Source organism: Variovorax sp. W2I14, assembly GCF_050435205.1.
Classification (GTDB): domain Bacteria; phylum Pseudomonadota; class Gammaproteobacteria; order Burkholderiales; family Burkholderiaceae_C; genus Variovorax; species Variovorax paradoxus_C.
In genome coordinates, this window is sequence record NZ_JBNDJX010000001.1 from 7,042,116 (window position 1) to 7,068,425 (window position 26,310).

General features: G+C 64.2%; 28 protein-coding genes. 23 read left to right on the plus strand and 5 right to left on the minus strand.

Translation table 11 applies throughout. The features are described from left to right. Positions 1-49: 49 nt before the first annotated feature. The 20 genes from plsX to nagZ all read left to right on the plus strand — a co-directional run bounded on the left by plsX (position 50) and on the right by nagZ (position 18,571). Positions 50-1,147, plus strand: coding sequence for a phosphate acyltransferase PlsX (gene plsX, locus QF040_RS32715; RefSeq protein WP_429614370.1), 1,098 nt, complete (start codon positions 50-52; stop codon positions 1,145-1,147). Further along, complete coding sequence (locus QF040_RS32720) at positions 1,147-2,124, plus strand: beta-ketoacyl-ACP synthase III (protein WP_307684692.1); 978 nt, start codon at positions 1,147-1,149, stop codon at positions 2,122-2,124. Before plsX ends, QF040_RS32720 begins: the two co-directional genes overlap by 1 nt. 47 nt (positions 2,125-2,171) lie before the next feature. After that, on the plus strand, positions 2,172-3,125 hold the full coding sequence (fabD, locus tag QF040_RS32725; RefSeq protein ID WP_429614371.1) for an ACP S-malonyltransferase: 954 nt from the start codon (positions 2,172-2,174) through the stop codon (positions 3,123-3,125). 27 nt (positions 3,126-3,152) lie between these two features. After that, positions 3,153-3,896, plus strand: a complete 744-nt coding sequence (gene fabG / locus QF040_RS32730) for a 3-oxoacyl-ACP reductase FabG (RefSeq protein WP_093434874.1) — start codon at positions 3,153-3,155, stop codon at positions 3,894-3,896. A 99-nt stretch (positions 3,897-3,995) separates the two neighbouring features. Continuing rightward, entirely contained in the window at positions 3,996-4,235 is a 240-nt protein-coding gene (gene acpP, locus QF040_RS32735; protein WP_007830471.1) for an acyl carrier protein, read from the plus strand. A 96-nt stretch (positions 4,236-4,331) separates the two neighbouring features. Continuing rightward, on the plus strand, positions 4,332-5,576 hold the full coding sequence (gene fabF / locus QF040_RS32740; RefSeq protein WP_429614372.1) for a beta-ketoacyl-ACP synthase II: 1,245 nt from the start codon (positions 4,332-4,334) through the stop codon (positions 5,574-5,576). Between the two features lie 13 nt (positions 5,577-5,589). Then, complete coding sequence (locus QF040_RS32745) at positions 5,590-6,072, plus strand: hypothetical protein (RefSeq protein WP_429614373.1); 483 nt, start codon at positions 5,590-5,592, stop codon at positions 6,070-6,072. A gap of 10 nt (positions 6,073-6,082) precedes the next feature. Continuing rightward, entirely contained in the window at positions 6,083-6,757 is a 675-nt protein-coding gene (gene rpoE, locus QF040_RS32750; protein ID WP_080898215.1) for an RNA polymerase sigma factor RpoE, read from the plus strand. Positions 6,758-6,774: 17 nt separating this feature from the next. Beyond that, complete coding sequence (locus QF040_RS32755) at positions 6,775-7,440, plus strand: sigma-E factor negative regulatory protein (protein WP_429614374.1); 666 nt, start codon at positions 6,775-6,777, stop codon at positions 7,438-7,440. A 23-nt stretch (positions 7,441-7,463) separates the two neighbouring features. Continuing rightward, a complete protein-coding gene (locus QF040_RS32760) occupies positions 7,464-8,534 on the plus strand; it encodes a MucB/RseB C-terminal domain-containing protein (RefSeq protein WP_429614375.1) in 1,071 nt (356 codons plus the stop codon). A 107-nt stretch (positions 8,535-8,641) separates the two neighbouring features. Then, complete coding sequence (locus tag QF040_RS32765) at positions 8,642-10,126, plus strand: DegQ family serine endoprotease (RefSeq protein WP_429614376.1); 1,485 nt, start codon at positions 8,642-8,644, stop codon at positions 10,124-10,126. Between the two features lie 522 nt (positions 10,127-10,648). Beyond that, complete coding sequence (gene lepA, locus QF040_RS32770; protein WP_429614377.1) at positions 10,649-12,460, plus strand: translation elongation factor 4; 1,812 nt, start codon at positions 10,649-10,651, stop codon at positions 12,458-12,460. Between the two features lie 7 nt (positions 12,461-12,467). Further along, positions 12,468-13,433, plus strand: a complete 966-nt coding sequence (gene lepB / locus QF040_RS32775; RefSeq protein WP_429614378.1) for a signal peptidase I — start codon at positions 12,468-12,470, stop codon at positions 13,431-13,433. A 34-nt stretch (positions 13,434-13,467) separates the two neighbouring features. Continuing rightward, entirely contained in the window at positions 13,468-13,836 is a 369-nt protein-coding gene (locus QF040_RS32780) for a DUF4845 domain-containing protein (RefSeq protein WP_429614379.1), read from the plus strand. A gap of 17 nt (positions 13,837-13,853) precedes the next feature. After that, entirely contained in the window at positions 13,854-14,540 is a 687-nt protein-coding gene (rnc, locus tag QF040_RS32785; protein WP_429614380.1) for a ribonuclease III, read from the plus strand. Between the two features lie 7 nt (positions 14,541-14,547). Next, positions 14,548-15,516, plus strand: coding sequence for a GTPase Era (gene era / locus QF040_RS32790; RefSeq protein WP_429614381.1), 969 nt, complete (start codon positions 14,548-14,550; stop codon positions 15,514-15,516). Position 15,517: 1 nt separating this feature from the next. After that, positions 15,518-16,291, plus strand: a complete 774-nt coding sequence (gene recO, locus QF040_RS32795; protein WP_429614382.1) for a DNA repair protein RecO — start codon at positions 15,518-15,520, stop codon at positions 16,289-16,291. Continuing rightward, positions 16,288-17,076 carry a pyridoxine 5'-phosphate synthase gene (locus QF040_RS32800; RefSeq protein WP_429614383.1) on the plus strand — a complete coding sequence of 263 codons (789 nt, stop codon included), beginning with the start codon at positions 16,288-16,290 and terminating at the stop codon, positions 17,074-17,076. Before recO ends, QF040_RS32800 begins: the two co-directional genes overlap by 4 nt. After that, positions 17,073-17,483 carry a holo-ACP synthase gene (gene acpS / locus QF040_RS32805; protein WP_013539999.1) on the plus strand — a complete coding sequence of 137 codons (411 nt, stop codon included), beginning with the start codon at positions 17,073-17,075 and terminating at the stop codon, positions 17,481-17,483. Before QF040_RS32800 ends, acpS begins: the two co-directional genes overlap by 4 nt. Next, positions 17,480-18,571 (plus strand): beta-N-acetylhexosaminidase, encoded by a 1,092-nt coding sequence (nagZ, locus tag QF040_RS32810; RefSeq protein ID WP_429614384.1) that lies wholly within the window; start codon positions 17,480-17,482, stop codon positions 18,569-18,571. Before acpS ends, nagZ begins: the two co-directional genes overlap by 4 nt. Positions 18,572-18,603: 32 nt before the next feature. On the opposite strand, the gene QF040_RS32815 is transcribed toward nagZ, so the two are convergent. Both QF040_RS32815 and QF040_RS32820 read right to left on the minus strand, forming a co-directional pair. Next, positions 18,604-19,110: a M48 metallopeptidase family protein gene (locus tag QF040_RS32815; RefSeq protein ID WP_429614385.1), complete on the minus strand. Its 507-nt coding sequence runs from the start codon at positions 19,108-19,110 to the stop codon at positions 18,604-18,606. Continuing rightward, a complete protein-coding gene (locus QF040_RS32820; RefSeq protein ID WP_429614386.1) occupies positions 19,107-20,378 on the minus strand; it encodes an Hsp70 family protein in 1,272 nt (423 codons plus the stop codon). Before QF040_RS32820 ends, QF040_RS32815 begins: the two co-directional genes overlap by 4 nt. A 182-nt stretch (positions 20,379-20,560) precedes the next feature. On the opposite strand from QF040_RS32820, the gene QF040_RS32825 reads away from it, so the two are divergent. Beyond that, on the plus strand, positions 20,561-21,292 hold the full coding sequence (locus QF040_RS32825; protein WP_429614387.1) for a hypothetical protein: 732 nt from the start codon (positions 20,561-20,563) through the stop codon (positions 21,290-21,292). A gap of 12 nt (positions 21,293-21,304) precedes the next feature. After that, complete coding sequence (locus tag QF040_RS32830) at positions 21,305-22,666, plus strand: hypothetical protein (protein WP_429614388.1); 1,362 nt, start codon at positions 21,305-21,307, stop codon at positions 22,664-22,666. Positions 22,667-22,678: 12 nt separating this feature from the next. Here QF040_RS32830 and QF040_RS32835 read toward each other — a convergent pair whose 3' ends face one another. The 3 genes from QF040_RS32835 to QF040_RS32845 all read right to left on the minus strand — a co-directional run bounded on the left by QF040_RS32835 (position 22,679) and on the right by QF040_RS32845 (position 25,687). Continuing rightward, positions 22,679-23,335 carry a DUF4254 domain-containing protein gene (locus QF040_RS32835; RefSeq protein WP_429614389.1) on the minus strand — a complete coding sequence of 219 codons (657 nt, stop codon included), beginning with the start codon at positions 23,333-23,335 and terminating at the stop codon, positions 22,679-22,681. 20 nt (positions 23,336-23,355) lie between these two features. Next, positions 23,356-24,918 (minus strand): lysine--tRNA ligase, encoded by a 1,563-nt coding sequence (gene lysS, locus QF040_RS32840; RefSeq protein WP_429614390.1) that lies wholly within the window; start codon positions 24,916-24,918, stop codon positions 23,356-23,358. A 121-nt stretch (positions 24,919-25,039) separates the two neighbouring features. Continuing rightward, entirely contained in the window at positions 25,040-25,687 is a 648-nt protein-coding gene (locus tag QF040_RS32845) for an LON peptidase substrate-binding domain-containing protein (protein ID WP_429614391.1), read from the minus strand. Between the two features lie 50 nt (positions 25,688-25,737). On the opposite strand from QF040_RS32845, the gene QF040_RS32850 reads away from it, so the two are divergent. Then, positions 25,738-26,298 carry a YggT family protein gene (locus QF040_RS32850; protein ID WP_429614392.1) on the plus strand — a complete coding sequence of 187 codons (561 nt, stop codon included), beginning with the start codon at positions 25,738-25,740 and terminating at the stop codon, positions 26,296-26,298. Positions 26,299-26,310: the final 12 nt, after the last annotated feature.

The window sequence follows — 26,310 nt, forward strand, 5'->3', positions numbered from 1 at the left end:
AGGCCAAGGCCCGAAGCTACTTTCGTTGTAGCGTCGGGCCTTTGTTTTGATGGCTACGCCTTCTTCTCCCGAATTCACTGCTGCGCCTTCCGCAATCACGCTCGCCGTGGATTGCATGGGGGGCGACCACGGGCCGCGAGTCACGCTCGCGGCCTGCCGCGCGTTTCTCGAGCGACACAGCGAAGCTTCGTTGCTGCTGGTCGGTGCGCCAGCCGCATTGGCGGGGTTCGCCGCGCATCCACGCGCCCGTATCGTTGCTGCCAGCGAAGTGGTGGGCATGGACGATCCCATTGAAATTGCGCTGCGCAAGAAGAAAGACTCTTCGATGCGAATCGCGATTCAGCAAGTCAAGGATGGCGCCGCTCAGGCGGCCATCTCCGCCGGCAACACCGGCGCGCTGATGGCGATCGCGCGCTACCTGCTCAAGACGCTCGACGGCATCGATCGTCCCGCGATCGCGCCGCAACTTCCGAATGCGAAAGGTGGCGCAACCACCGTGCTCGATTTGGGTGCGAACGTCGATTGCGATGCCGAGGATCTGCTTCAGTTCGCAGTGCTCGGTTCGGCGCTGGTCTCGGCGCTGACTGGGAACGAGGCGCCTTCGGTCGGTCTGCTCAATATTGGCGAAGAGGCTATCAAGGGCAGCGAAACGATCAAAAAGGCAAGCCACTTGTTGCGTACGGCCGCTAATTCCAAAGATCTGAACTTCTACGGCAACGTCGAAGGCAACGATATTTTCAAGGGCACGACCGATATCGTCGTGTGCGACGGCTTCGTCGGAAACGTGGCACTGAAAGCCAGTGAGGGCGTTGCCTCGATGATCGGCGAGTTCATTCGCGTTGAATTTTCGCGAAGCATTTTTACCAAGGCTGCGGCAATTGTTGCCTATCCGGTCCTAAAAGCGTTCAAAAACAGGCTGGATCACCGTCGGTATAACGGGGCGGCCTTGTTGGGGCTTCGCGGCCTGGTTTTCAAGAGCCATGGCTCGGCCGACGAAGTGGCTTTCGGACATGCGCTGGATCGCGCTTATGATGCCGCTCGCAACAACCTGCTCGATCGCGTGCGGGCCCGCATCGCCCACGCCGCGCCTTTGCTCGCGCGGCAGGAACCGGCGGTGCCGGTCGACGCGACGGCCCTTCACGTTTGATGACCCCTTTTTCACGCATCACCGGCACCGGCAGCTATCTGCCCCCACGCCGCGTGACCAATGACGATCTCGCCAAGGAACTGGCGTCGCGCGGCATCGAAACCTCCGATCAGTGGATCGTCGAGCGCACCGGCATCCATGCGCGCCACTTTGCAGCGCCGGATGTCGGCAGCAGCGATCTCGGTCTCGAGGCTGCGAAGCACGCACTCGAAGCCGCGGGCCGCAAGGCGAGCGACGTCGACCTGATCATCGTCGCGACCTCGACGCCCGACATGGTGTTCCCGTCGTCGGCCGCCATCCTTCAGAACAAGCTTGGCATCGCCGGCTGTCCGGCGTTCGACGTCCAGGCGGTCTGCAGCGGCTTTGTCTATGCGCTGACCGTGGCGGACGCGATGATTCGCACCGGCACTGCGCGTTGCGCGCTGGTGATCGGCGCCGAAGTGTTCTCCCGTATCCTCGATTTCAACGACCGCACGACCTGCGTGCTGTTCGGCGACGGCGCGGGTGCGGTGGTCCTCGAAGCCAGCGACGAGCCCGGCATCCTGTCGAGCGATCTACATGCCGACGGCAAGCATGTCGGCATTCTTTGCGTGCCAGGCCATGTGTCCGGCGGCAATGTGCTCGGTACGCCGCTTCTGCACATGGATGGCCAGGCTGTGTTCAAGCTGGCGGTCCGGGTGCTTGAAGAAGCGGCGCGCACCGCGCTGGCCAAGGCCGGCAAGACCGATGCGGATATCGACTGGCTGATTCCCCACCAGGCCAACATCCGCATCATGGAAGGCACGGCGAAGAAGCTGAAGCTGCCGCGCGAGAAGCTGATCGTCACGGTCAACGAGCACGGCAATACCTCGGCCGCCTCGATTCCACTGGCTCTCGACGAAGCGGTGCGCTCCGGCAAGGTGAAGAAGGGCGAAACCCTCATGCTCGAAGGCGTGGGCGGTGGTTTCACCTGGGGCGCCGTGCTGCTCACTCTGTAGCGTATTGCGGTCCTCTCCAGGGCTGCGATGCGATATGACATAGAACAATGAAATCCTTTGCTTTTGTATTCCCGGGTCAGGGCTCGCAGGCTGTCGGCATGCTCGACGCCTGGAGCGACCATCCGGCCGTGGCCGAAACGCTGCGCGAAGCTTCCGAAGCGCTGGGCGAAGACATCGGCGCGCTGATCAAGAACGGCCCCAAGGAAGATCTGGCACTCACCACCAACACGCAGCCCGTGATGCTGGTCGCCGGTGTCGCCGCTTGGCGCGCCTGGCTGTCCGAAGGTGGTGCAACGCCTTCCGTGGTCGCTGGTCATTCGCTTGGCGAGTATTCAGCGCTGGTCGCTTCCGGTGTGCTGACCCTGGCGCAAGCCGCGCCGCTGGTGCGTTTTCGTGCGCAGGCCATGCAACAGGCTGTTCCCGTCGGTGTCGGCGCCATGGCTGCCGTGCTGGGCATGGAGTCCGCCAAGGTCGTGGCGGGCTGCGCGGAAGCGACGGCTTCCTTCGGCGCAGGCAGCGCTGAAATCGTCGAAGCCGTGAATTTCAACGACCCGGCGCAGACCGTGATCGCCGGCAGCAAGGCCGCCGTCGACAAGGCTTGCGAGCTGCTCAAGGCCAATGGCGCGAAGCGCGCGCTGCTGCTGCCCGTTTCGGCCCCTTTCCATTCGAGCCTGATGAAGCCGGCTGCCGAGGCTCTGCGCCAAAAGCTCGCCACCCTCACGCTCGCCGCGCCGCAGATTCCGGTGCTGAACAACATCGACGTCGCTGTCGAGAATGATCCGGATCGCATCCGCGACGCCCTGGTGCGCCAGGCCGCCGGCCCGGTTCGGTGGGTCGAGAGCGTTCAGGCCTTGAAACTGCGCGGTGTAGCCGCCATCATCGAGTGCGGGCCCGGCAAGGTGCTGGCCGGCATGGTCAAGCGCATCGCCCCCGATCTGGAAGCTGCGTCGGTGTACGACCCGGCGACGCTCGCGGACGTCCGACAATCGCTCGCCGGCTGAACGGCCCAAGGCCCCGATACTTTTTATATGAGCATTCCCAAATTCGAAGGGCAAGTCGCCCTGGTCACCGGCGCATCGCGCGGCATCGGCGCAGCGATTGCGCTCGAGCTGGCGCAGCGCGGCCTGAAGGTCGTCGGCACCGGCACCACCGAAGACAGTGCGGCCAAGATCACTTCGGCCCTGAGCGCATTCGATGGCCGTGGCCGTGCACTCAATGTGAATGACGCGGCAGCCGTCGAGGCGCTGATCGACGAGATCGTGCAGGCTTACGGCGCGATCCACGTGCTGGTCAACAACGCCGGCATCACGCGCGACACGCTCGCCATGCGAATGAAGGACGACGACTGGGACGCGGTGCTCGACACCAATCTCAAGGCCGTGTTCCGCCTCTCGCGCGCGGTGATCCGACCGATGATGAAACAGCGCTACGGCCGCATCATCAGCATCACGAGCGTGGTGGGCGCCTCCGGCAATGCCGGCCAAGCCAACTACGCAGCCGCCAAGGCCGGCGTCGCGGGCATGACCCGCGCCCTGGCCCGCGAACTGGGCAGCCGCAACATCACCGTCAACTGCGTCGCGCCGGGCTTCATCGAAACCGACATGACGGCGAGCCTCCCCGAGGCGCAGCAACAAGCACTCCTGCAGCAGATCCCGCTGGGACATCTGGGCAAGCCAGCCGACATCGCGCATGCGGTGGCGTACCTCGCATCGCCCCAGGCGTCCTATGTGACCGGGCAGGAGTTGCATGTGAATGGCGGCATGCACATGTAGCCGCAAGGCGCAATCTTTTCCCGTACCGGGGGTGAGGCAAATGCCACAATCCGCCCGGCTAAAATCCACCGATTACCTACAACCCTCAGAGGGAACCAAATGAGCGATATCGAAGCACGTGTCAAGAAAATCATCGCCGAGCAACTCGGCGTGGAAGAGTCCCAAGTGACGAACGAAAAGGCCTTCGTGGCCGACCTCGGCGCTGACTCGCTCGACACGGTCGAACTCGTGATGGCACTCGAAGACGAGTTCGGCATTGAGATCCCCGATGAAGATGCCGAGAAGATCACCACGGTGCAAAACGCCGTCGACTACGCCACCAAGAATCAAAAGGCCTGATTGGCCAGCTGACACTGCGACTGCGGCCGGCGGCTTTTTATCGAACCGCACGCGCCGACCAGCAACTGTTCAGCGCTTCCAGAAAGGTTTGCCGGCATGACCAAACGCCGCGTCGTCGTGACCGGACTCGGTTGCATCGCTCCTGTCGGAAACACCGCAACCGAATCCTGGGCCAACTTGTTGGCCGGGAAGTCGGGCATTGCGAACATCACCGCGTTCGATGCAAGCGCCTTCGCTTGCAAGTTCGCCGGTGAGGTGAAGGGTTTCGACATCACCCAATACATCTCGGAGAAAGAAGCGCGTCACATGGACCGCTTCATTCATCTGGGGCTTGCCGCCGCCATCCAGGCGGTGCAGGACAGCGGACTGCCGACCGGCGAAGCGCTGTCCTATGAAAAGGCCGTTCGCATCGGCTGCAACATCGGCTCGGGCATCGGCGGTCTGCCGATGATCGAAGAGACGCACGCCGAATACGCGAATCGCGGCCCGCGCCGCATTTCGCCGTTCTTCGTGCCGGCATCGATCATCAACATGATCTCGGGGCATGTGTCGATCAAGTACGGCTTCAAGGGCCCGAACATTGCCGTCGTCACCGCCTGCACCACGGGCCTGCATGCCATCGGCACGTCGGCACGGATGATCGAGTACGGCGATGCCGACGTCATGATCGCGGGCGGCGCCGAGTCGACCATTTCCCCGCTGGGCATCGGTGGGTTCACCGCGCCTCGCGCGTTGAGCACGCGCAACGACGATCCCGCCACGGCCTCGCGCCCGTGGGACAAGGACCGCGACGGCTTCGTGCTGGGCGAGGGCGCCGGCGTGCTGGTGCTCGAGGAGTACGAACATGCCAAGGCGCGCGGCGCCAAGATCTATGCGGAAGTCGCGGGCTTCGGCCTGACTGGCGACGCGTACCACATGACCGCCCCCGACGTCGACGGCCCCCGCCGTTCGATGGCGATGGCACTGGCCAACGCGGGTGTCAATGCCGACCAGGTCCAGTACCTGAACGCGCATGGCACCTCGACACAGATCGGCGACCTCAACGAGACCAACGCGGTCAAGCTCGCCTTCGGCGATCACGCGAAGAAGCTCGTCGTGAATTCGACCAAGTCCATGACCGGCCACTTGCTGGGCGGCGCGGGCGGCATCGAATCGGTGTTCACGGTGCTTGCGTTGCACGAGCAGAAGAGCCCGCCGACCATCAACATCTTCAACCAGGATCCGGAGTGCGATCTCGACTACTGCGCCAACGAGGCGCGCGATCTGAAGATCGATGTCGCGGTCAAGAACAACTTCGGCTTCGGCGGCACCAACGGCACGCTGGTGTTCAAGCGCGCTTGAGCATTGCTCTCTCATGCACAGCGCGCCGTCGGTGACCTATCCGGTGGGGCGCTCGCGTGGCGCTACCCGGATTCTTGTCGTTCTCTGGACCTTGGGTGCCTGCTGCGCGGGCGCTTCCTGCTATCTCTTCGATAGCGCCGGATGGCGCCAGTTGTTGCTGGTTCTCAGCGTCGTCTTCTCTGGCGTTGCCGCGGGCTTCGGCTTGCGGCGCGATGGGGCCGCCACACTGCACTTCGACGGGCTCTATTGGTCCTTGACGGGGGCTGATCCGACCCGCGGTGTTCGTGTAGCGCGGGCCATGGTCGCGCTCGATTTTCAAACGCTGATGCTGGTCAGGCTCTCGGAGCCTGGCCGCGCCGCGCGCTGGGTCTGGCTCGAGCAGCGGGCCATGCCGGAGCGTTGGCGCGATGTGCGCCGGGCGGTCTATTCGCGCGCGCCGGCCGCCGAGCCTGCGGGCGATCCGTGGCGCGCCACGGCTCCCGCTGACGCGCCCTGAAATCCCATCGATGACAACGTCCCCCCCGCCCGTACCACCGGAGTCCGGCCTGACCGACGCGTCGGCCGAGGCCCCGCGCCCGGGCGAGGTCGATTTCCAGTTGGTCCAGCGCACGGTCGCGGGCGACCAGAAGGCCTTCGAACTCCTGGTCATCAAGTACCAGCGCCGCATCGAGCGGCTGATCGGCCGCATGGTGCGCGATGTCGACTTGGTCGAAGACATCGCCCAGGAAACCTTCATTCGCGCCTACCGCGCGCTGCACCAGTTCCGCGGCGAGGCGCAGTTCTACACCTGGCTCTACCGGATCGCGGTGAATACCGCCAAGAAGGCTCTGGTGGACATGAAGCGCGACCCGACCATCTCCGAAAGCGCCCTGAGGCCTTCTTCTGAGGACGACGATGAAACTTACCGTCCCGGAAACGAACCAATCAGCGACGAAACCCCCGAATCGGTCATGGCGGCGAATGAAATCGCCAGCGCCGTCGAGGCGGCCATGGAAGCGCTCCCTGCCGAGTTGCGCCAGGCCGTCACGCTGCGCGAGATCGAGGGGATGAGTTACGAAGAGATTGCCGAGGTCATGGATTGCCCTATCGGCACGGTGCGCTCACGTATTTTCCGGGCGCGCGAAGCCATTTCGGCCAGGGTCAAACCGCTGCTCGACAACCAGTCCGGCAAGCGTTGGTAAGTAAGCAGGTGAATGAAATGAATCAGACGATGACGGTTCGGGAACAGGTGTCCGCACTTGCGGATGGTCATTTGCAGGGCGAGGCGTTCGCAGAAGCGATCGAAGCCGTCTGCACCGAGGGCGAGTCGCGCGCGGCCTGGCACGCGTACCACGTGGTGGGCGATGTGCTGCGCTCGGGTTCTCATTCGCCGTGCAGCGACAGTGCGGCGTTCCTCGCGCGCTTTCAGCAGCGACTGGCCGCGGAGCCGGTGGTCGCGATGCCTGCGCTGCAGCCGGTGACGCCACCGGTCGCCGTTCAGGTTCAACGCAGGGCCGATGCGGCCAATGAGCCGGTCTTCCGCTGGAAGCTGGTGGCAGGCGCCGCATCGATGGTCGCCGTGGCAGCGATCAGTTGGACGCTGATCGGCAGCGGCACGGCTGGTTCGCAGGCCGGCGCGCAGATCGCGGCGCAGCAGCAGCCGGCGGTGAATTCGGTTCTGGCGGCAGCGGCCGTCAACAGCCAGCAGCCCTCAGGCACCACGCTGACGCCGACCCGCGTGATGGTCGGCAACGGCAATCCGCAAGTCATGCTGCGCGATCCGCGCCTCGATCAACTGCTCGAAGCGCACCAGCAGGCTGGCGGCGCTTCGCAAATGCCCTCCGGTTTCCTGCGCAACGCCACCTTCGAGGGACCTACGCGCTGATCGCGCGCCCGTCACTGCCCGCAATGACCGTTCAGATGCCGATCTCCGCACGCGCGTTCGTGCTTGTGTTTGCAGCCTTTTGCTTCGCGCAGGTTGCCACCGCACAAAACCGTTCCGGACCGGCGACCACCAAGGGTGCGACTTCGGCGCAGACGGACGAGCCGCCGGCGATGAGCGTGGCCGATTGGCTGCAGCGCATGCACACCGGTGCGCGGCAACGCAATTACGTGGGCACCTTCGTGGTGTCGGCGCCGGGCGGCGACCTGTCGAGCGCGCGCATCTGGCATGTGAGGGACGGCGATCACCAGATCGAGCGCATCGAAGCCCTGTCGGGGCCGCCGCGCTCGACCTTCCGGCGCAATCGCAATGTCATGACCTTCCTGCCCGAGGCGAAGGTCGTGAAGGTGGAAAAGCGCGAGAACCTCGATCTCTTTCCCAACCTGCCGGACAAGACCGATTCGTCGATCGGCGATTTCTACGACGTGCGCGCGATCGGCAAGGACCGCGTGGCTGGCTTCGATGCCGATGTGGTGCAGCTGGTGCCGCACGACGGCCTGCGTTTCGGCTACCGCATCTGGAGCGAGCGCCGTTCGGGCCTGGTGGTGAAGCTGCAGACCATCGACAGCGAATCGCGGGTGGTGGAGCAGTCGGCGTTTTCCGAACTGCAGCTCGATGCGCCGGTGAAGGCGCAGGCGCTCGCGCAGATGATGACCAACACCGCAGGCTATCGCGTCGAAAAGCTCGAGCTCGAGCGCACGGCCGCACAGGAGGAAGGCTGGACGCTCAGCGCGCCCGTGGCCGGCTTCAAGCCCCGCAGTTTCTTCCGCCGGCCCGCCACCGGCAGCGACAAGTCGAAGCAGGATGCGGCCACGGTCCAGTGGACTTTCTCCGACGGCTTGGCCTCGGTCTCGCTCTTCATCGAGCGCTACGATGCCGCGCGCGCGCCGCGGGACGGCGTGCTGACCATCGGCGCCACCAACGCCATCCGCCGGCGGTTGCCCGAACCCGCGAGTGACTGGTGGCTGACCGCGGTGGGCGAAGTGCCGCAGCAGACGCTCAACGCATTCGCCCAAAGCCTCGCCCGCACGCGTTGACACACTGACTGGCCATTGCCCCGCGGATTGCGCTGAACCAAGCTCGCAACGCAGACTCATAGCCCTTTGTTGTTTTAGCCGCTCTCTGTTCTTTTGAAAGAAAACCGATGATGTTCAAAGTCGAAGGACACAAGCTTCGTTCCGGCGTGCTGGCTTTCGCGCTCGCACTGACAGCCGGAGCCACTTTCCTTCCGGTCGAGCCCGTCCACGCGCAAACGCGCACGCTGCCTGACTTCACCGATCTGGTTGACCAGGTCGGCCCCTCCGTCGTCAACATCCGCACGGTCGAGAAGGTCGCCCAGCGCGGCGCCGGCAACGGCGAGATGGACGAGGAGATGCAGGAGTTCTTCCGTCGTTTCTTCGGGCAGCCCGCGCCGGGCACGCCGCGCCAGGGGCCGCGTCCCAACAGGCCGCAGCAGCCCCAGGAAGAGGAGCGCCCACGCGGTGTGGGCTCCGGCTTCATCCTGACGGCCGATGGCTACGTCATGACCAACGCGCACGTGGTGGAAGATGCCTCCGAGGTGCTGGTCACGTTGCCCGACAAGCGCGAGTTCAAGGCCAAGATCATCGGCGCGGACAAGCGCACCGATGTCGCGGTCGTCAAGATCGAAGCCACAGGCCTGCCCGCGGTGAAGGTCGGCGACATCTCCAAGCTGCGCGTCGGCGAATGGGTGATGGCCATCGGCTCGCCCTTCGGGCTGGAGAACACCGTCACCGCCGGCATCGTGAGCGCCAAGCAACGCGACACTGGTGAATACCTGCCGTTCATCCAGACCGACGTGGCCATCAATCCCGGCAACTCGGGCGGCCCGCTGATCAACATGCGCGGCGAAGTCGTGGGCATCAACAGCCAGATCTATTCGCGCTCGGGCGGCTTCATGGGCATCTCGTTCTCGATTCCGATCGACGAGGCGATTCGCGTGAGCGAACAGCTGCGCACCTCGGGGCGCGTGTCCCGCGGCCGCATCGGCGTGCAGATCGACCAGGTCACGAAGGACGTCGCAGAGGCCATCGGCCTGGGCAAGGCGCAGGGTGCACTCGTGCGCGGCGTCGAAGCGGGCTCGCCGGGCGAGAAGGCCGGCGTGGAGCCGGGCGACGTCATCACCAAGTTCGACGGCAAGGCCATCGAGAAGCCGAGTGACCTGCCGCGCTTGGTGGGCAACACCAAGCCCGGTACGAAGAGCACGCTTACGGTGTTCCGCCGCGGCAGCTCGCGCGACCTGAGCGTGACCATTGCCGAGATCGAGCCCGACAAGCCGGCCAAGCGCGCGTCCGATCGCGAGGAGCCGGCACCGAAGCCCTCGGCTTCCGCCGCTGCCAAGTCGCTGGGCCTCGCTGTGAGCGACCTCAACGATGCGCAGAAGAAGGAGCTCAAGCTCAAGGGCGGCGTGAAGGTCGATGCCGCCAGCGAAGGTGCTGCACGTGCGGGCCTCCGCGAGGGCGACATCATCCTGGCAGTGGGCAACATCGAGGTGGCCAACACCCGCGAGTTCGAGGCCGCACTGGCCAAGGCAGACAAGGGCAAGGCGCTCAGCGTGCTGTTCCGCCGCGGCGACTGGGCGCAATACGCCCTGATCCGTCCCGCACGCTGATACGGCGCTGCCGTCAAGTGGCCCCACCCGGCAGTCGGGTTTGGGGCCGTTTTTTTGAGGTGTTTACGACGATCAGGCGCAGGTCCCTAAAAAAATATGGGCCTCCAAAAACCTCGATTTTTGTTTGCGTTCACTAACTTCTTGGAAGGCTAAGGACGGTTTTCGGTAGAATAGAGCACTCGCGGCGGCCGGTCAGCGCATAAGGAGTGCAACGACCTTCACGATGCGAGATGTCAGACAGCAGTCCACCGGTGCTCCACAGATCGCCCACAAGTTGTTCATAGACTGCTCCACCGAATCTGTGGATAACCTGTATATATCTTTGATGTTGTGGACCCGCAACGAGCCCTTTGGACCCTGTTCCCGGATGTACGTGCCTCCCTTTTTGCCTACAATGAAGTTCCAACTACTGCAGTTGCCATTGCTTGTTGGTTCAGGGCGCGTCTCCAGAAGACGCGCCCTTTTTTCTTGCCCGCTCACTGCTGGGCACGAGCCAATTCAAGTACTTAAGCGTTCCCGTTGATGAATCACATCAGAAATTTTTCGATCATTGCGCACATCGATCACGGCAAGTCGACGCTCGCAGACCGTTTGATCCAGCGTTGCGGCGGCCTCGCAGAACGCGAGATGGAAGCGCAGGTGCTCGATTCGATGGACATCGAAAAAGAGCGTGGGATAACCATCAAGGCGCAGACCGCCGCGCTGCACTACAAGGCACTCGATGGACAGGTCTACAACCTCAATCTGATCGACACGCCGGGCCACGTCGACTTCTCTTATGAAGTGAGCCGCTCGCTGTCGGCATGCGAAGGTGCGCTGCTCGTCGTCGATGCATCGCAAGGCGTCGAAGCGCAGACGGTGGCCAACTGCTACACGGCGCTCGACCTCGGCGTCGAAGTGGTGCCGGTGCTCAACAAGATGGATTTGCCCAACGCGGATCCCGACAACGCACGCACTGAAATCGAAGACGTGATCGGCATCGACGCGACCGACGCGATTCCGTGTTCCGCCAAGACTGGCATGGGCATCGACGAGATCCTCGAGGCCATCGTCGCCAAGATGCCGGCGCCGCGCGGCAACCCCGACGGCCCGCTGCGCGCGATGATCGTCGACAGCTGGTTCGATCCGTACGTCGGCGTGGTCATGCTGGTGCGCGTGGTCGACGGCCGGCTGGTCAAGGGCGAGCGCATCAAGATGATGGCGTCCGGCGCCATGTACAACGCCGACAACATCGGTGTCTTCACGCCCGCCAATGAACCGCGTCCTTCGCTCGAAGCCGGCGAAGTGGGCTACATCATCGCGGGCATCAAGGAACTGCAGGCCGCCAAGGTCGGCGACACCGTGACGCTGATCAAGGCGGGCACGGGCGGCGCCGCTGCCACAGCAACCGAGGCGCTGCCGGGCTTCAAGGAAATCCAGCCGCAGGTGTTTGCCGGTCTCTATCCGACCGAAGCCAGCGAGTACGACTCGCTGCGCGACGCGCTCGAGAAGCTCAAGCTCAACGATTCGTCGCTGCGCTACGAGCCCGAGGTGAGCCAGGCGCTGGGCTTCGGCTTCCGCTGCGGCTTCCTCGGCCTGCTGCACATGGAGATCGTGCAGGAACGCCTGGAGCGCGAATTCGACCAGGACCTGATCACGACCGCGCCCAGCGTGGTCTACCAGGTGGTGCGCAACGACGGCGAAGTCATCATGGTGGAGAACCCGTCCAAGATGCCCGACGTCGGCAAGATGAGCGAGATCCGCGAGCCGATCGTGACCGTGCATCTCTACATGCCGCAGGAATACGTCGGCGCCGTCATGACGCTGGCCAACCAGAAGCGCGGCGTGCAGATGAACATGGCTTACCACGGCCGTCAGGTCATGCTGACCTACGAGATGCCGCTCGGCGAGATCGTGCTCGACTTCTTCGACAAGCTGAAATCGGTCAGCCGGGGCTATGCCTCCATGGACTACGAGTTCAAGGAGTACCGTGCGTCCGACGTGGTCAAGGTCGACATCCTGCTGAACGGCGAGAAGGTCGATGCGCTCTCGATCATCGTGCACCGCACCCAGTCGCAGTACCGCGGCCGGGCGGTGGTCTCGAAGATGCGCGAGATCATTTCGCGCCAGATGTTCGACGTGGCGATCCAGGCGGCCATCGGGGTCAACATCATTGCGCGTGAGACAATCAAGGCGCTCCGCAAGAACGTGCTGGCCAAGTGCTACGGCGGCGACATCACCCGCAAGAAGAAGCTGCTCGAGAAGCAGAAGGCGGGCAAGAAAAGAATGAAGCAGATCGGTTCCGTCGAGGTCCCGCAAGAGGCCTTCCTCGCGATTCTGCAAGTCGAAGACTGATCAAAAAATGGCACTCATCACCTCCCTGGTCCTTGCGACATTCGCCAGCTATGTCGGCGCCTGGTATTTCGGCGCGATCGAAGGCAACTTCGCATTGCTGCTGTTCGTGGCCACGGTGGTCACCGGCCTCTACTGGCTGGCCGAGCGCTTCTATTTCCTGCCCCGGCGCGAGCAAGCGGCAGCCGGGCTCGAAGCCTCGATGACCGAACGCAACGCGCGGCTGGCCGCCCAGGGCATCACCCAAGTCGACACGGCCGACACCAAGGCCAGCGAGCGCCTGCTGATGCAGCCCTGGTGGCTCGACTGGACGGCGGGCCTCTTCCCGGTGATCCTGGTGGTGTTCCTTTTGCGCTCGTTCCTCTACGAACCCTTCAAGATTCCCTCGGGCTCGATGATGCCCACGCTGCTGACCGGCGATCTGATCCTGGTCAACAAGTTCACCTACGGCCTGCGCCTGCCGGTCATCAACACCAAGATCACCGACGGCACGCCGCTTGCGCGTGGCGATGTGGTGGTATTCCGGTATCCGCCCAAGCCCAGCATGGACTACATCAAGCGCGTGGTCGGCATCCCGGGCGACGAAGTGGCTTACCTGAACAAGAAGCTCACGATCAACGGCCAGCCGGTCTCCAAGGTCGCGGCGCCCGACTATCTCGATGGCGAATCGATGCGCCTGCTCAAGCAGTTCGACGAGAAGCTCGGCGAGAAGCAGCACAAGATCCTCAACGACGAAGGCGCACCGTCCTTCGTGCCGGGCGCCAGCGACTTTCCGTTCCGCGAGAACTGCCGCTACTCCGTCGAAGGCGTGGTCTGCAAGGTGCCCGCCGGCCAGTATTTCATGATGGGCGACAACCGCGATAATTCGGCGGATTCGCGCTTCTGGGGCTTCGTTCCGGACAAGAACATCGTGGGCAGGGCGTTCTTCGTCTGGATGAACTTCGGCGATTTCGGCCGCATCGGTCCATTTCAATAAGCAGTCATCAACACTGTTCGAGGGGTAAGAGGGCATGAGAGCAAACCGGTCCATCCGCAGCAGGGCCGCGCACCAGCGCGGCATTTCGTTCATTGGCCTGCTGTTCGTTGCGGTCGTACTTGGCTGTCTGGGCGTGGTCGTCGCACAGGTCATTCCGACGCTGATCGAATGGCAAGCCATCGACAAGGCCGCCAACAAGGCCAAGGAGGGCACGACCGTGCCCGAAGTGCGCGCCATCTTCGATCGCGCCCAGGCCATCGACGACTTCAAGTCGGTCAGCGGCCGTGATCTGGACATCAAGAAGGTCGGCGACAAGGTTGTCGTCTCGTATGCCTACGAACGGGAGATCCCCTTGTTCGGCCCGGCCTACCTGACGCTCAAGTACAAGGGCGAGACCCACTGAACGCGGCGCTGAAAAAGGTGGACGGCAGCCTCGTCGCGCTGCAGGCGCGCCTCAAGCATTCGTTCTCCGATACGCGGCTGCTCCAACTCGCGCTCACGCACCGCAGTTTCTCGGCCGACCACAACGAGCGCCTCGAATTCCTCGGCGATTCGGTGCTCAATCTGGCGGTGTCGCACCTGCTGTACACGCGCCTGTCGGCCCTGCCCGAAGGCGATCTGTCGCGCGTGCGGGCCAACCTGGTCAAGCAGGACACCCTGCATCGCCTGGCGCTCGAACTTCAGCTGTCACCGCTGCTGCGGCTCGGCGAGGGCGAGGCGCGCTCGGGCGGTCCCAACCGGCCTTCGATCCTGGCCGACGCGCTCGAGGCGCTGATCGGCGCCGTCTATCTCGATGCCGGTTTCGCGGCCGCCGAGGCGCTGGTGCGTCGGCTGTACGAATCGGTCGAGATCACTCCGCGCATGGAGGCGGCGGCCAAGGACCCGAAAACCGAATTGCAGGAATGGCTGCAGGGCCACAAAATGAAGCTGCCGGTGTATCGCGTGGCAGCGACGCTGGGTGCAGCGCACAAACAGACTTTCGATGTCGAGTGCGAGGTGCCCGAGTTGGGCCTTCGCGAACGCGGCATCGGCGGCTCGCGCCGCGCCGGCGAGCAGGCTGCCGCGGCTGCCATGCTGATCCGGCTCAAGGCACGCGGAGCTGCGTGAAATCACAATGAACGACGTTACCAATCCAGAAGCCGGACCCCAAGATGCAGCAGGCGACGGCGCTGCCGCAGGCGGCCCCCAACACTGCGGCCTCATCGCCATCGTCGGCAAGCCCAATGTGGGCAAATCGACTCTCCTCAATGCGCTGGTCGGCCAGAAGATCAGCATCACCTCGCGCAAGGCGCAGACCACGCGGCATCGCATCACTGGCATGCGCACGCTGGGAGCGACGCAGTTCGTGTTCGTCGACACGCCGGGCTTCCAGACTCTGCATGCCAACGCGCTGAACAAGTCACTCAACAAGACTGTGCAGGGCGCGGTCGGCGACGTGGACCTGATCCTCTTCGTGGTCGAGGCCGGCAGCTTTACGCCGGCCGATGAGCGCGTGCTCAAGCTGCTCGGCAAGGGCATTCCGACCGTGCTGCTCGCCAACAAGCTGGACAACGTGCACCGCCGCGGCGATATCGCGCCCTGGCTGCAGACCATGCAGGCGAAGCACGCCTTCGCCGAGTTCGTGCCGATGTCGGCCAAGAACGCCAAGGACGTCGAGCGCCTCTTCGGTATCTGCGAAAAGTACCTGCCCGAACAGCCCTGGTTCTACGCCGAGGACGAACTCACCGACCGCAGCGAGAAATTCCTGGCCGGCGAGCTGGTGCGCGAAAAGCTCTTCCGCCTCACCGGCGACGAGTTGCCCTACACCTCGACCGTCATCATCGACAAGTTCGAGGAAGAGCCGCCCCAGAAGAAGGGCCAGAAGCGCCTCTTGCGCATCGCCGCCACGATCGTGGTCGAGCGCGACGGCCACAAGGCGATGGTGATCGGCGACAAGGGCGAACGCATCAAGCGCATCGGCATGGAAACGCGCGTCGAGCTCGAGAAGCTGGCCGACGCCAAGGTGTTCCTCGAATTGTGGGTGAAGGTGCGTTCCGGCTGGGCCGACGACGAGGCGCGCGTGCGTTCCTTCGGCTACGAATGAAGTGGCCACTGCCCACCGCGTTTCGCACGAACCGGCGTATGTGCTCCATCGCTATGACTGGAGCGAGTCGAGCCTGATCCTGGAGGTCTTCACCCGGCACCACGGGCGCATCGCGCTCGTGGCCAAGGGGGCGAAGCGGCCCAGTTCCAATTTCCGGCCGGTGCTGTTGCCGCTGCAGCCGCTGCAGCTCAACTACGGCGGCGATGCCGAGATCCGCACGCTCAAGGGTGCCGAATGGATGGGCGGCCATGTCATGCCGACGGGCGAGGCGCTGCTCTCGGGCTACTACATCAACGAGTTGCTGCTGCGTTTGCTGGCGCGCGATGATGCCCATCAAGCGCTGTTCGACGCCTATGCCGGCGTGGTGCAGGTGCTCGCGGGCGACCATGCCGGGGCTCAGGCCGCAACGCAGGCCGCCGCGCTACGCGCTTTCGAGTTGATCCTGCTGCGCGAAGTCGGCTTGCTGCCTTCGCTGGACGTGCAGACGCTGACCCTGGAGCCGCTCGACGACGCCGTGCGCTACAGCCTTGTGCCGGAAGCCGGCCTGCGTTCGGCTGCGGACGACGAGGTCGGGCTGGCCGGCGCCGACTGGCAAGCCCTGCAATCCGTTCTCGACGACCGCGCGCCCTTCACGGCAACCCTGCGCGAGATCGCCACCATGAACGCCGGCAGCAACAGCGCCCTCAGAAACCAGCTGCGCGCCTTGCTCAACTACCATTGCGGCGTGTCCACGCTGCGCACGCGGCAAATGATGAGAGATCTGCAAGCACTATGAGCACTTCAGGCAACGCCGGCCCCACGATCACCTCCCTGTCAGTCAACCTCAACAAGGTGGCGCTGGTCCGCAACACGCGCCATCTGGGTATTCCAAGCGTGCTGACCGCAGCCAATGCATGCCTCGCCGCCGGCGCCCAGGGCATCACCGTGCACCCCCGGCCCGATGCGCGCCACATTCGCGCCCACGACGTGAGCGACCTCTCGGCTCTGCTTGCAAAAGACTGGCCGGGCATCGAATTCAACATCGAAGGCAACCCCTTCCACAACCTGATGGACTTCGTGCGCGAACTGCGTCCGCACCAGGCGACCTTCGTGCCCGACAGCGAATCCCAGTCGACGAGCGACCACGGCTGGAGCTTTCCCGACGACGCCGAGCGCCTGCGCCCTCTGATCGCCGAAGCCAAGGCGCTGGGCGTGCGCGTCAGCCTGTTCATGGACCCGATTCCCGAGATGATGGCCGCGGTCAAGGCGGTGGGCGCGGACCGCGTCGAGCTCTATACCGAGGGCTATGCCGCATCGCGCGGCACCGCCGACGAAGAGGCTGTGCTCGCGCGGTACGTCGAATCGGCGCGCGCGGCGCAGGCCGCGGGCCTCGGCGTCAACGCCGGCCATGACCTGAGCCGTGACAACCTGACCGCGTTCCTCCGCGCCGTGCGCGGCGTTCACGAGGTCTCGATCGGCCACGCGTTCGTCGCCGACGCGCTCGAACTCGGCTACACCGCGACCACGCGCGAATACCTGCGCTGCATCACAGAGGCGCAGCAACAGGCCCGGCCTGCATGATCTACGGCATCGGCACCGACATCTGCGACCTGCGCCGCATCGCCGCGACCTTCGAGCGCCAGGGCGAACGGTTCGCGCGCAAGGTGCTGAGCGATGGCGAATTCGCGGTCTGGCAAGCCCGCAGTGCGCGCTGGCCCAAGCGGGGGCTCAGCTATCTCGCCACCCGCTTTTCTGCCAAGGAGGCCTTCAGCAAGGCCATCGGCCTCGGCATGCGGATGCCAATGACCTGGCGCCTGTGCGAAATCGCCAACCTGCGCAGCGGCAAGCCGGTCATCGTGCTGCACGGCGAGCTCAAGGACTGGTTCGAGGCCAAGGGCCTCACCGCGCACGTCACGGTGACCGACGAAACCGAATACGCCGCGAGCTTCGTCGTGGTGGAGCACAAAGACATCAAGAACGAAGCATGACCGCGACGACGACAAGCATCCACGCGCCGCTCATCATCGATGTGGCGGGCACCGAACTCAACGGCGCCGACCGTCGGCGCCTCGCCAACCCACTGGTCGGCGGCGTGATCCATTTCACCCGCAACTGGCAAGACCGCGCGCAGATGACCGCGCTCAATTCCGAGATCAAGGCGATTCGCCCCGACCTGCTGATCTGCGTCGACCACGAGGGCGGGCGCGTGCAGCGCTTTCGCACGGACGGGTTCACGCATCTGCCTTCGATGCGTTCACTGGGCGAGTTGTGGATGCGCGACGCGATGCGCGCCACGCAGGCCGCGACAGCAGCAGGGCAGGTGCTCGCCGGTGAACTGCGTGCCTGCGGCATCGACTTTAGCTTTGCACCGGTGCTCGACCTGGATTACGGCGGCAGCAGCGTGATCGGCAACCGCAGCTTCCACCGCGATCCGCGTGTGGTGTCGCTGTTGGCCAAGAGCGTGATGCACGGCATGCTGCAGATGGGCATGCGCAATTGCGGGAAGCACTTTCCGGGGCATGGATTCGTGAAGGCGGATTCGCATGTCGAGATCCCGGTCGATCGACGCGGTCTCAGGACGATCCTGGCGGACGACGCCAAGCCGTACGACTGGCTCGCCAGCACGCTTGCTGCGGTGATGCCGGCACACGTCATCTATTCCAAGGTCGATGCACGTCCGGCGGGTTTTTCGTCGAAGTGGCTCAAGGACGTGCTGCGCACCCGGCTCGCGTTCGATGGTGCGATCTTCAGCGACGACCTGAGCATGGAGGCGGGGCGATACATCGATGGGGAGCTGTTGAGCTTCGCCGAGGCCGCGCTGGCGGCTCTGGATGCGGGATGCGATCTGGCGCTTCTGTGCAATCAGAGCATCGGGGATGGAGCGCAGCTCGACGAATTGCTGGAAGGCTTTGAGGCGGCGAGCCATGCGAAGCGGTGGCGGCCGGCCGCCGCGAGCGAGGCGCGTCGACGTTCGCTGCTGCCGGAGGCACCGGCGCCTGAATGGGAAGCGCTGGCAGCCTCGCACGTCTACAAGCAGGCGCGCCATGCACTGTCCGGATTGCCGTCGGGCGCTTGATCTTCGGCCCTTGCGGCCTTGTCGGGGGGCGTTCAGGCTTCCCAGAGCCTAGCGCCGCCGTTGTCGAGATGGGTCAGGTACAGCCTCAGATCCAGTTCGAGCTGGTGATAGTCCGGCGCCATGTGGGTGCACAGGGCATAGAACGCCTTGTCGTGATCGCGCTCCTTCATGTGCGCGAGTTCGTGCACCACGATCATGCGCAGCCAAGGCTCCGGCACTTCCTTGAAGAGGCTCGCCACCCGGATCTCGCGCTTGGCCTTGAGCTTGCCGCCCTGCACGCGGGACACGGTGGTGTGCGTGCCCAGCGCATTGCGGATCACGTGCAGCTTGCTGTCGAATGCGACCTTCGAGAGCGGTGCGGCATTGCGCAGGAATTCGTTCTTGAGCGTCATCACATACTCGTACAGCGCCTTGTCCGTGCGGACGTCGTGCGCGCTGGCAGGGTAGCGCCGCTGCAGCAGCGCACCCAAGCCGTCATCGGCCAGCAACTGAAGTACCTGCGCCTGCAGTGCCGGGCCGTAAGCCGCGAGATATTTCACGTCCGGCGCGCGGAGCGAGCGGCGTAGGCCAGCCCGGCGGCAACCCCGCCGAACAGATCGCCCTCGACCAGCGGCACATCGGCGAAGCTCTTGCGCATGGCTTGCTGGAACGGACGCAGCGCCGAAGAGCCGCCGGTGAAGTAGATGGCATCGAGGTCGCCGCTGCGCAGCCCCGCCCGTTTCACGCAGGCATGGGCGCATGCGACCACGCTCTCCAGCGGCGCCGCGAGCTGCTGGCCCATCTCCAAGGGGGACAGCGAGCCAGCGAGGCCAGGTTCGGCGCACGACAGGTCGATCGCAACTTCGGCGTCGGTGACGGAACTCTCGATCTTGGCTCTCTCGACCTCGTTGGCGACACGGTGGCCGTGACGGCCATCGAGCACTGCCATCAGCCGATCGTGCAGGCGCGTGTCGGCATAGCTGCTGCGCAGCTCCCGGGCCTGGCGGATGGCCTTGGGTGCGTAAAGCCAGTTGATCAGGTGCCAGGATGACAGTTCGAAGAAGACCTTGCTCGGGACTTCGCGCCCCTGCGAGCCGGTGTGTCTGAATCCGAGCTGCGGCATGACCCGTTCGAGGTTGAGCCGCTGATCGAAATCGGTGCCGCCGATGTGAACGCCGCTGGTCGCCAGCACGTCGTCGCTGCGGTCCTCGCGTGCGATGCGCTCCGGCCCGACGCGCACGACGGTGAAGTCCGAGGTGCCGCCACCGATGTCGGCGATGAGGATCAGCGATTCGCGGCGGACGCGCTGCTCGTAGTCGAAAGCCGCCGCGATCGGCTCGAGTTGGAAGGAAATGTCGCGAAAGCCCGCCGTGCGCGCAGCCTGAAACAGGCTCTCCTGCGCACGAAGATCGCGCTTGGCATCGTCGTCGACGAAGTGGACGGGACGCCCGATCACCACGCGTTCGGGCCGTTCGCCGAGTTCCTGGCTGGCGCGCGTCGCCAGCTCATGAAGAAAACGGGCAATGATGTCCTCGAAACTCACGAGCCCTTCGTGGATGGCCGTTTTCTCCTGCATCAGGGCACTGCCCAGAAGACTCTTGAGGGAGCGCATGAGGCGTCCCTCGGTGCCCGCGAGATACAGCGCGATGGCCTCTCGTCCGAAATGGGTGCTGCGTTCCTCGGCATTGAAGAAGATGGCCGTGGGCATGGTGCCGGCTGTGCCTTCGAGCGGCAGAAGGCGGGCGACGCCGTCCCCGCCGACGCAGGCGATGGCGGAATTGGACGTACCGAAGTCGATACCCAGTGTGTCGAGTTGCTGAGACTTCATTCAATCAGTAAGGCGCGTGCGAGTGCATGGAAATGAGCGATGACGGAGGGGCCACCGATGAATGCGCGCAGATGTGCGGGCATGCGGCTGGGCTGGGGAGTGTAGTGAACCTGTCGGCCAGCCTCGTGCAAGGCGCTTGGCGGGTTCGGTCGAGCATCGAATTGCGTACGATAAACTGATTCATGACATCGAGAATCAGCCAATCGGATATTGTGAAACTGATGGGCATGATGCGACCGCAGAAGCCGGCCGCTCTGCCGAAGATCCGCGTGGGAGGCGAGGGGGCCGGGAGCTACATTCTTCCGGACGATATCGAGGGCCTGAGCGCCATCGTTTCCATCGGCGCCGAGCAAGACGCGGGCTTTGATCGCCACTTCGCCGTGCGCGGCATTCAGGTCTACCAGTACGACCCGGCCGCCGAAAAGCCGGAGACGCATGGAAACCTTCACTTTCATCGCATGGGGTGGGCAGCCGAGAACTCGGCGGATATGGTCAGCCTGGCGGAAATCCTGGCGAGACATGCGCTGGAATCTTCGTTCGACATGGTGCTGAAGTTCAATGTCGGGAGCACGGAATGGGGCGCCTTGAATTCCTGTACAGACGAGCTTCTTTCTCATTTCAGAATCATCACTGCCGAATTGCATGGCCTTTGCCTGTTGGCCGAGCCTGCCAATCTGGACCTGTTCTTGCGGCGCATGGCGTTGCTGACGGCGCGGCACACGCCCGTTCACCTGCATGCGAATAACAGGGCGGCCTTCCGCATCATCGAGGGCGTGCCTGTACCCGATGTCGTGAAGCTGACGCTGCTGCGAAACGACCGCGACCGATTCGTGCCTTCTCTCGACCCAATACCCGGACCCCTGGATATTCCGTGTGCGTCCGACCTCCCCGACATCGTGTTGCGTACTTTTTGACAGGGAGCTGCAATGAGTGAGCACGATGTGGGTGGGCGCCTCGCCCTGCTGGCCGGCAGCGGCCGCACGGAAGAGGCGGAGTCCTTGGCCCGGGCGTTGCAGCGCGATCAGCCGCAGGACATCCGATGGGTGAACGCGCTCTGCCTGAGCCTGATGGGGCAGATGGCGTTCGCACCGGCACTGGAGGTTGCCCGGCGAGGCATCGAGTTGACCCGGGGCGATTTCTTCGGGAGGCATTCTTTTTTGCGCGAGTTCGTGGTCTGCTGCGCGCAGCTGGGCCTGATCGACATGGGACGCGAAAAAGCAGCGATCTATCGTGAGCACTACACGAGACCCTACGGCTCGGATCGCGCCTGGCCCGGCATCCACCTCTGGATGCTGGGCCTCACACGGGAGGCGCTCGCGAGCCACGAGGCGGCCCTTGCCGAGATGCCCGGGGATAACTATCTCATCCACCAGGTGGGAATGGCCAGGATGTGCCTTGGCGAGCGCCAGGGGATGGCTCAATACCAGCGCTACACGACAAGGGATTTCTGGGCCCAGTACTACCCCGACCCGAATGTCGACCTCGATCGGATGTGGGAAGGTGAATCGCTCGAAGGCAAATCGATCCTGGTCCGGCCTCATGGCGGGGTTGGCGACTACATCCAATTCATTCGCTATGCGCGAACGCTGCGCGAGCGGGGTGCACGCGAAGTTGTCCTTGCATTGCCCACCGAACGCATTCGAGGCCTGTTCCAGAGCATTCCCGACGTACGCATCGGGTCGCTCGAAGAACTCCGCACCGCCGACCGCTGGACATCCATCTTCGGCCTGTGCTGCAACCTCTTCCTCGATGAGGGGCCGTTGCCGACGCAGCGCTATCTCACACCGCCGCCAAGCCGTCCGGCCGACGCCCAGTTGGCGTTGATCCGCAAGCGTGCGGCCGGACGTCGCTGCATCGCCATCGCATGGCACAGCGACATGGGCGACGGGAGTCTTCGCAGCGTGCCCTTGGGCACGTTGTTGCCGCTGTTCGGATTGCCCAACGTCCACTGGGTGATTTCGCAGCGGGGTGTGGCGTTGCGGCAGTTCATGCGCTCGGGCCTGAACGCGAATTGCTCCGTGATCCCCGAGACCTCCACGTTCGACGATACAGGGGCGCTTTTCTCGGGTCTCGATGGTGTGGTGGCGATCGATTCGTACTCGCTGCACATGGCAGGGGCCCTGGGCGTCCCCACCTGGTTCCTGGCCGGGCGGTCGCTCGATTGGCGTCACTTCAACGAGGAAACCGAATCGGTGTGGTATCCATCGGTTCGCCTGGTGCGCCAACCGACGACAGGCGACTGGCGCAGCGCCGTGGAAGACCTGAGACAGCAGTTGCTGGCGCTTTGATGCGCCCAAGCGTCAGCCGTGCTGGCTGCGCTCCTTGACCAGCCACGGGTTGAGGCTCGGGTCGTTGTACATCTTGAACTGGCGATAGGTCTTGAATCGAGCACGGCCCGCTGCGCAGTCTTGCAGCAAAGCGTGAAGGCAGGCCAGCAGATCGTCCGTCTGTTCTTCCAGCCGTGCCACGCGGGCGCGGCAGGTCTCGCGATGCGCTTCATCGGTGTCCGTACGCAGCACCTGTTGCGCCATGTGGTAGCGCTTGAGGCTGCCGATCGAGAGGCGATCGATGATCGAACCCGCGGTCTCGCTGTTGAGGCGAGACTGGCCATTGAGGCGGTCGGGGCCGATCGAGATCAGGATCAGGTCGTCCATCTGCTCGATGGCGTCGTTGCGTGCCTGATTGAAGCCGTCGATGTGGCGCTTGTTGGCCACGATGTCGGCGTCGGCAACCTGGCGCCTGCGCGCAAGATCTTCTTCGGCCCACAGGCGCATGTTGTTCTCGTGGTTGCGCGCGACAGCGGTCCAGGCATCGCCTTGTGCCGGCGCAGCCAGCATGCCTTGCGACTCGAAGAACAGGCGATTTGCGGCATCGTGGAAAGCGCGCAGTTCGGCGCCTCCCGGTATTTCGATGCCGTGCGGCGCCGCAGTTGGGGTCAAGTCGTTTTTTTCAGGCATGGCAGTCAGTCGTCCTCATTTCAGCTTTCGCGGCGCAGCGCCGGGAACAGGATCACGTCGCGAATGCTCGGCGAATCCGTCAGCAGCATCATCAGCCGATCGATGCCGATGCCGCAGCCACCGGTGGGCGGCATGCCGTATTCGAGCGCGCGCACGAAGTCGTGGTCGTAGTACATCGCTTCGTCGTCGCCGCTGTCCTTGGCGGCCACCTGCGCGTTGAAGCGCGCGGCCTGGTCTTCGGCATCGTTCAGCTCGCTGAAGCCGTTGCCGAATTCGCGGCCTGTGATGTAAAGCTCGAAGCGCTCGGTGACCTCGGGGCGCTCGTCGTTGGCGCGTGCCAGCGGCGAGATCTCGGTCGGGTGTTCCATGATGAAGGTCGGCTGCCAGAGCTTCTCTTCGACGGTTTCTTCGAAGTACATCACCTGCAGGCTCGCGAGGCTGCGCTGCGAAAGCTTGTCTTTTTCCTCGCTCAGGCCCAACTTGCGCAGGCCGTTGATGAGCCAGGCGGTGTCGTCGACGCCATCGCCGGCGTCGGTGTGCTTCAGGATCGCTTCGCGGATCGTCAGGCGCTCGAAGGGCTGGGCCAGGTCGACGGGCTTGCCGCCGTACGAAAGCTGTTGCGAGCCCACGGCCTTGTCGGCGATAGTGCGGATCAGCGTCTCGGTGAAGTCCATCAGGTCGCGGTAGTTCCAGTAGGCCGCGTAGAACTCCATCATCGTGAACTCGGGGTTGTGCCGCACCGAGATGCCCTCGTTGCGGTAGCTCCGGTTGATCTCGAACACGCGCTCGAAGCCGCCGACGATCAGGCGCTTCAGGTACAGCTCGGGCGCGATGCGCAGGAACATCTCCTGATCGAGCGCGTTGTGGTGCGTCTTGAAGGGCTTTGCGTTCGCGCCGCCCGGAATGGGGTGCAGCATGGGCGTCTCGACTTCGAGGAAGTCGTTGGCCACCATGAATTCGCGCAGGGCGCTCACGGCCTTGCTGCGCGCGGTGAAGCGGGTGCGTGCGCTTTCGTCGGTGATCAGGTCGACATAGCGCTGGCGGTACTTCTGCTCCTGGTCGGCCATGCCGTAGAAGTCGCCGGGGAGCGGGCGCAGGCTCTTGGTGAGCAGCCGCAGCTTGGTCACCTTGACCGAGAGCTCGCCGGTCTTGGTCTTCATCAGCGTGCCTCCGGCACCCAGGATGTCGCCCAGGTCCCAGCGCTTGAATTCCGCATAGGCTTCTTCGCCGACGGCGTCGCGCGTCACGTAGAGTTGGATGCGGCCCGTGGCGTCCTGCAGCGTTGCGAAGCTGGCCTTGCCCATCACGCGCTTGAGCATCATCCGGCCCGCCACGCTCACGGGAACGGCCTGCGCCTCGAGCGCTTCGGCCTCGACCGCATCGTGCGCCGCGACGAGCGCCGCGGCGCGATGGCCCGGCTTGAAGTCGTTGGGAAACGCAACGCCCTTGCCCTCGACCTGCGCGGTGCGCAGCAGCTTGAGCTTTTCGCGGCGTTCGGCGATGAGCTTGTTGTCGTCGACTGCAGGGGCTGCGACAGGAGCGGCAGCGGGCGTAGGAATGGGAGGGGTCAGGTGATCGGACATGGGGAGCGGGTGAGCGCAACAGGAGCGTGCGCGAGCCGGGATTTTAGCCGATCAGGTTCGAGTGAAACTGGCTCACAGTGCCCGCCAATCCTGCGCGATGCGCTACGGAAAATATAGCGAACTATTCAGTGATGCCCGTGCGTGCAAGCAGATCGCTCACCAGTTCGAGCCGCATCAGCGGGCTGTCGAGTTCCATCAGCCGCTGCCGCAGTTCGAGCTGCATCGGCACCAGCTCGCACCAGCGGTTCGCGACCCAGCCGCAGTCGTCGAACCGGTAGGGCTCGCCGATGGGCAGCCGCACAGTCTTGGAGCCCTCGGCCCGGCGGCGTTCTTCGAGCGTGTCGACCAAGCGCCGCAGCGCGGTGGCCGTGTGCTTGAGGTCGTCCGGGATTTCGAGCGCGACATCTTCGATCACCGCTTCCACCTCGGCGACCCACAGGCCGTGCTTCTGCAATTCGGTGCTGCGAACGCGGAAGCGCTGCGTGCCGACGCATTCGATCTGAAGGAGGCCGCTTTGCGGCGATTCGAATTCGCGGATGACGGCCAGCGTGCCGATGGTCGCGAAGCTTTCCGCATCGGCACCGGCTTTACGGACCTCGCTGCCGCTCGTGAGGCTGACCACGCCGAACGGCGCGTCGGCCTTGCGGCATTTGCCGACCATGTCGAGATAACGTACCTCGAAGATGCGCAAAGGAAGCAGGCCGTCCGGGAACAGGACCGTACCGAGCGGGAACAATGGCAGTGAATGCAAAAGGGGCTGTGTCGTCATCTAAAAACCTTGCGTGGCTATCATCGCATTCCGCTCACGACCGCGCCCCCATGCTCTACCAGATTCCTTCGTTCCTTCTCGACGTGATCGTCGGCCTGCTCGGCGGCGCCTGCCTCCTGCGCCTGTACATGCAGTACCACCGGGTACCGTTCGGCAACCCGCTCGGACGCTTCATCTTCGCGATCACCGACTGGATCGTGCTGCCGCTGCGGCGCATCGTGCCTTCGGTCAAGCGCTGGGACCTGGCGAGCCTGATCGCCGCCTGGCTGCTGGTGCTGCTGAAGTTCCTGCTGCTGTGGCTCCTGATCGGCAATCTCGGCCGCATCGCCACCTTGCCGCTGGTGTCGCTCGTGGGATTGCTGCAGCTCGCGATCTCGGGGCTGACCGCACTCTTGGTGGTCTATGCCGTGCTGTCGTGGGTGCCGGGCGCGTCGCCGATGCTGCTCGACCTGATTTCCCGTTTGGCGGACCCGCTGGTGCGGCCATTCCGCCGCTTCATCCCGCTGATCGGCGGCGTGGACCTGTCGCCCCTTGCCGCCATCGTGGTGCTGCAGGTGATTGCGATCGTGTTGAGCAGTCTGCTGGTGTTTGCCTATCAACTGACTTTCTGAGTCGCAGCCAGC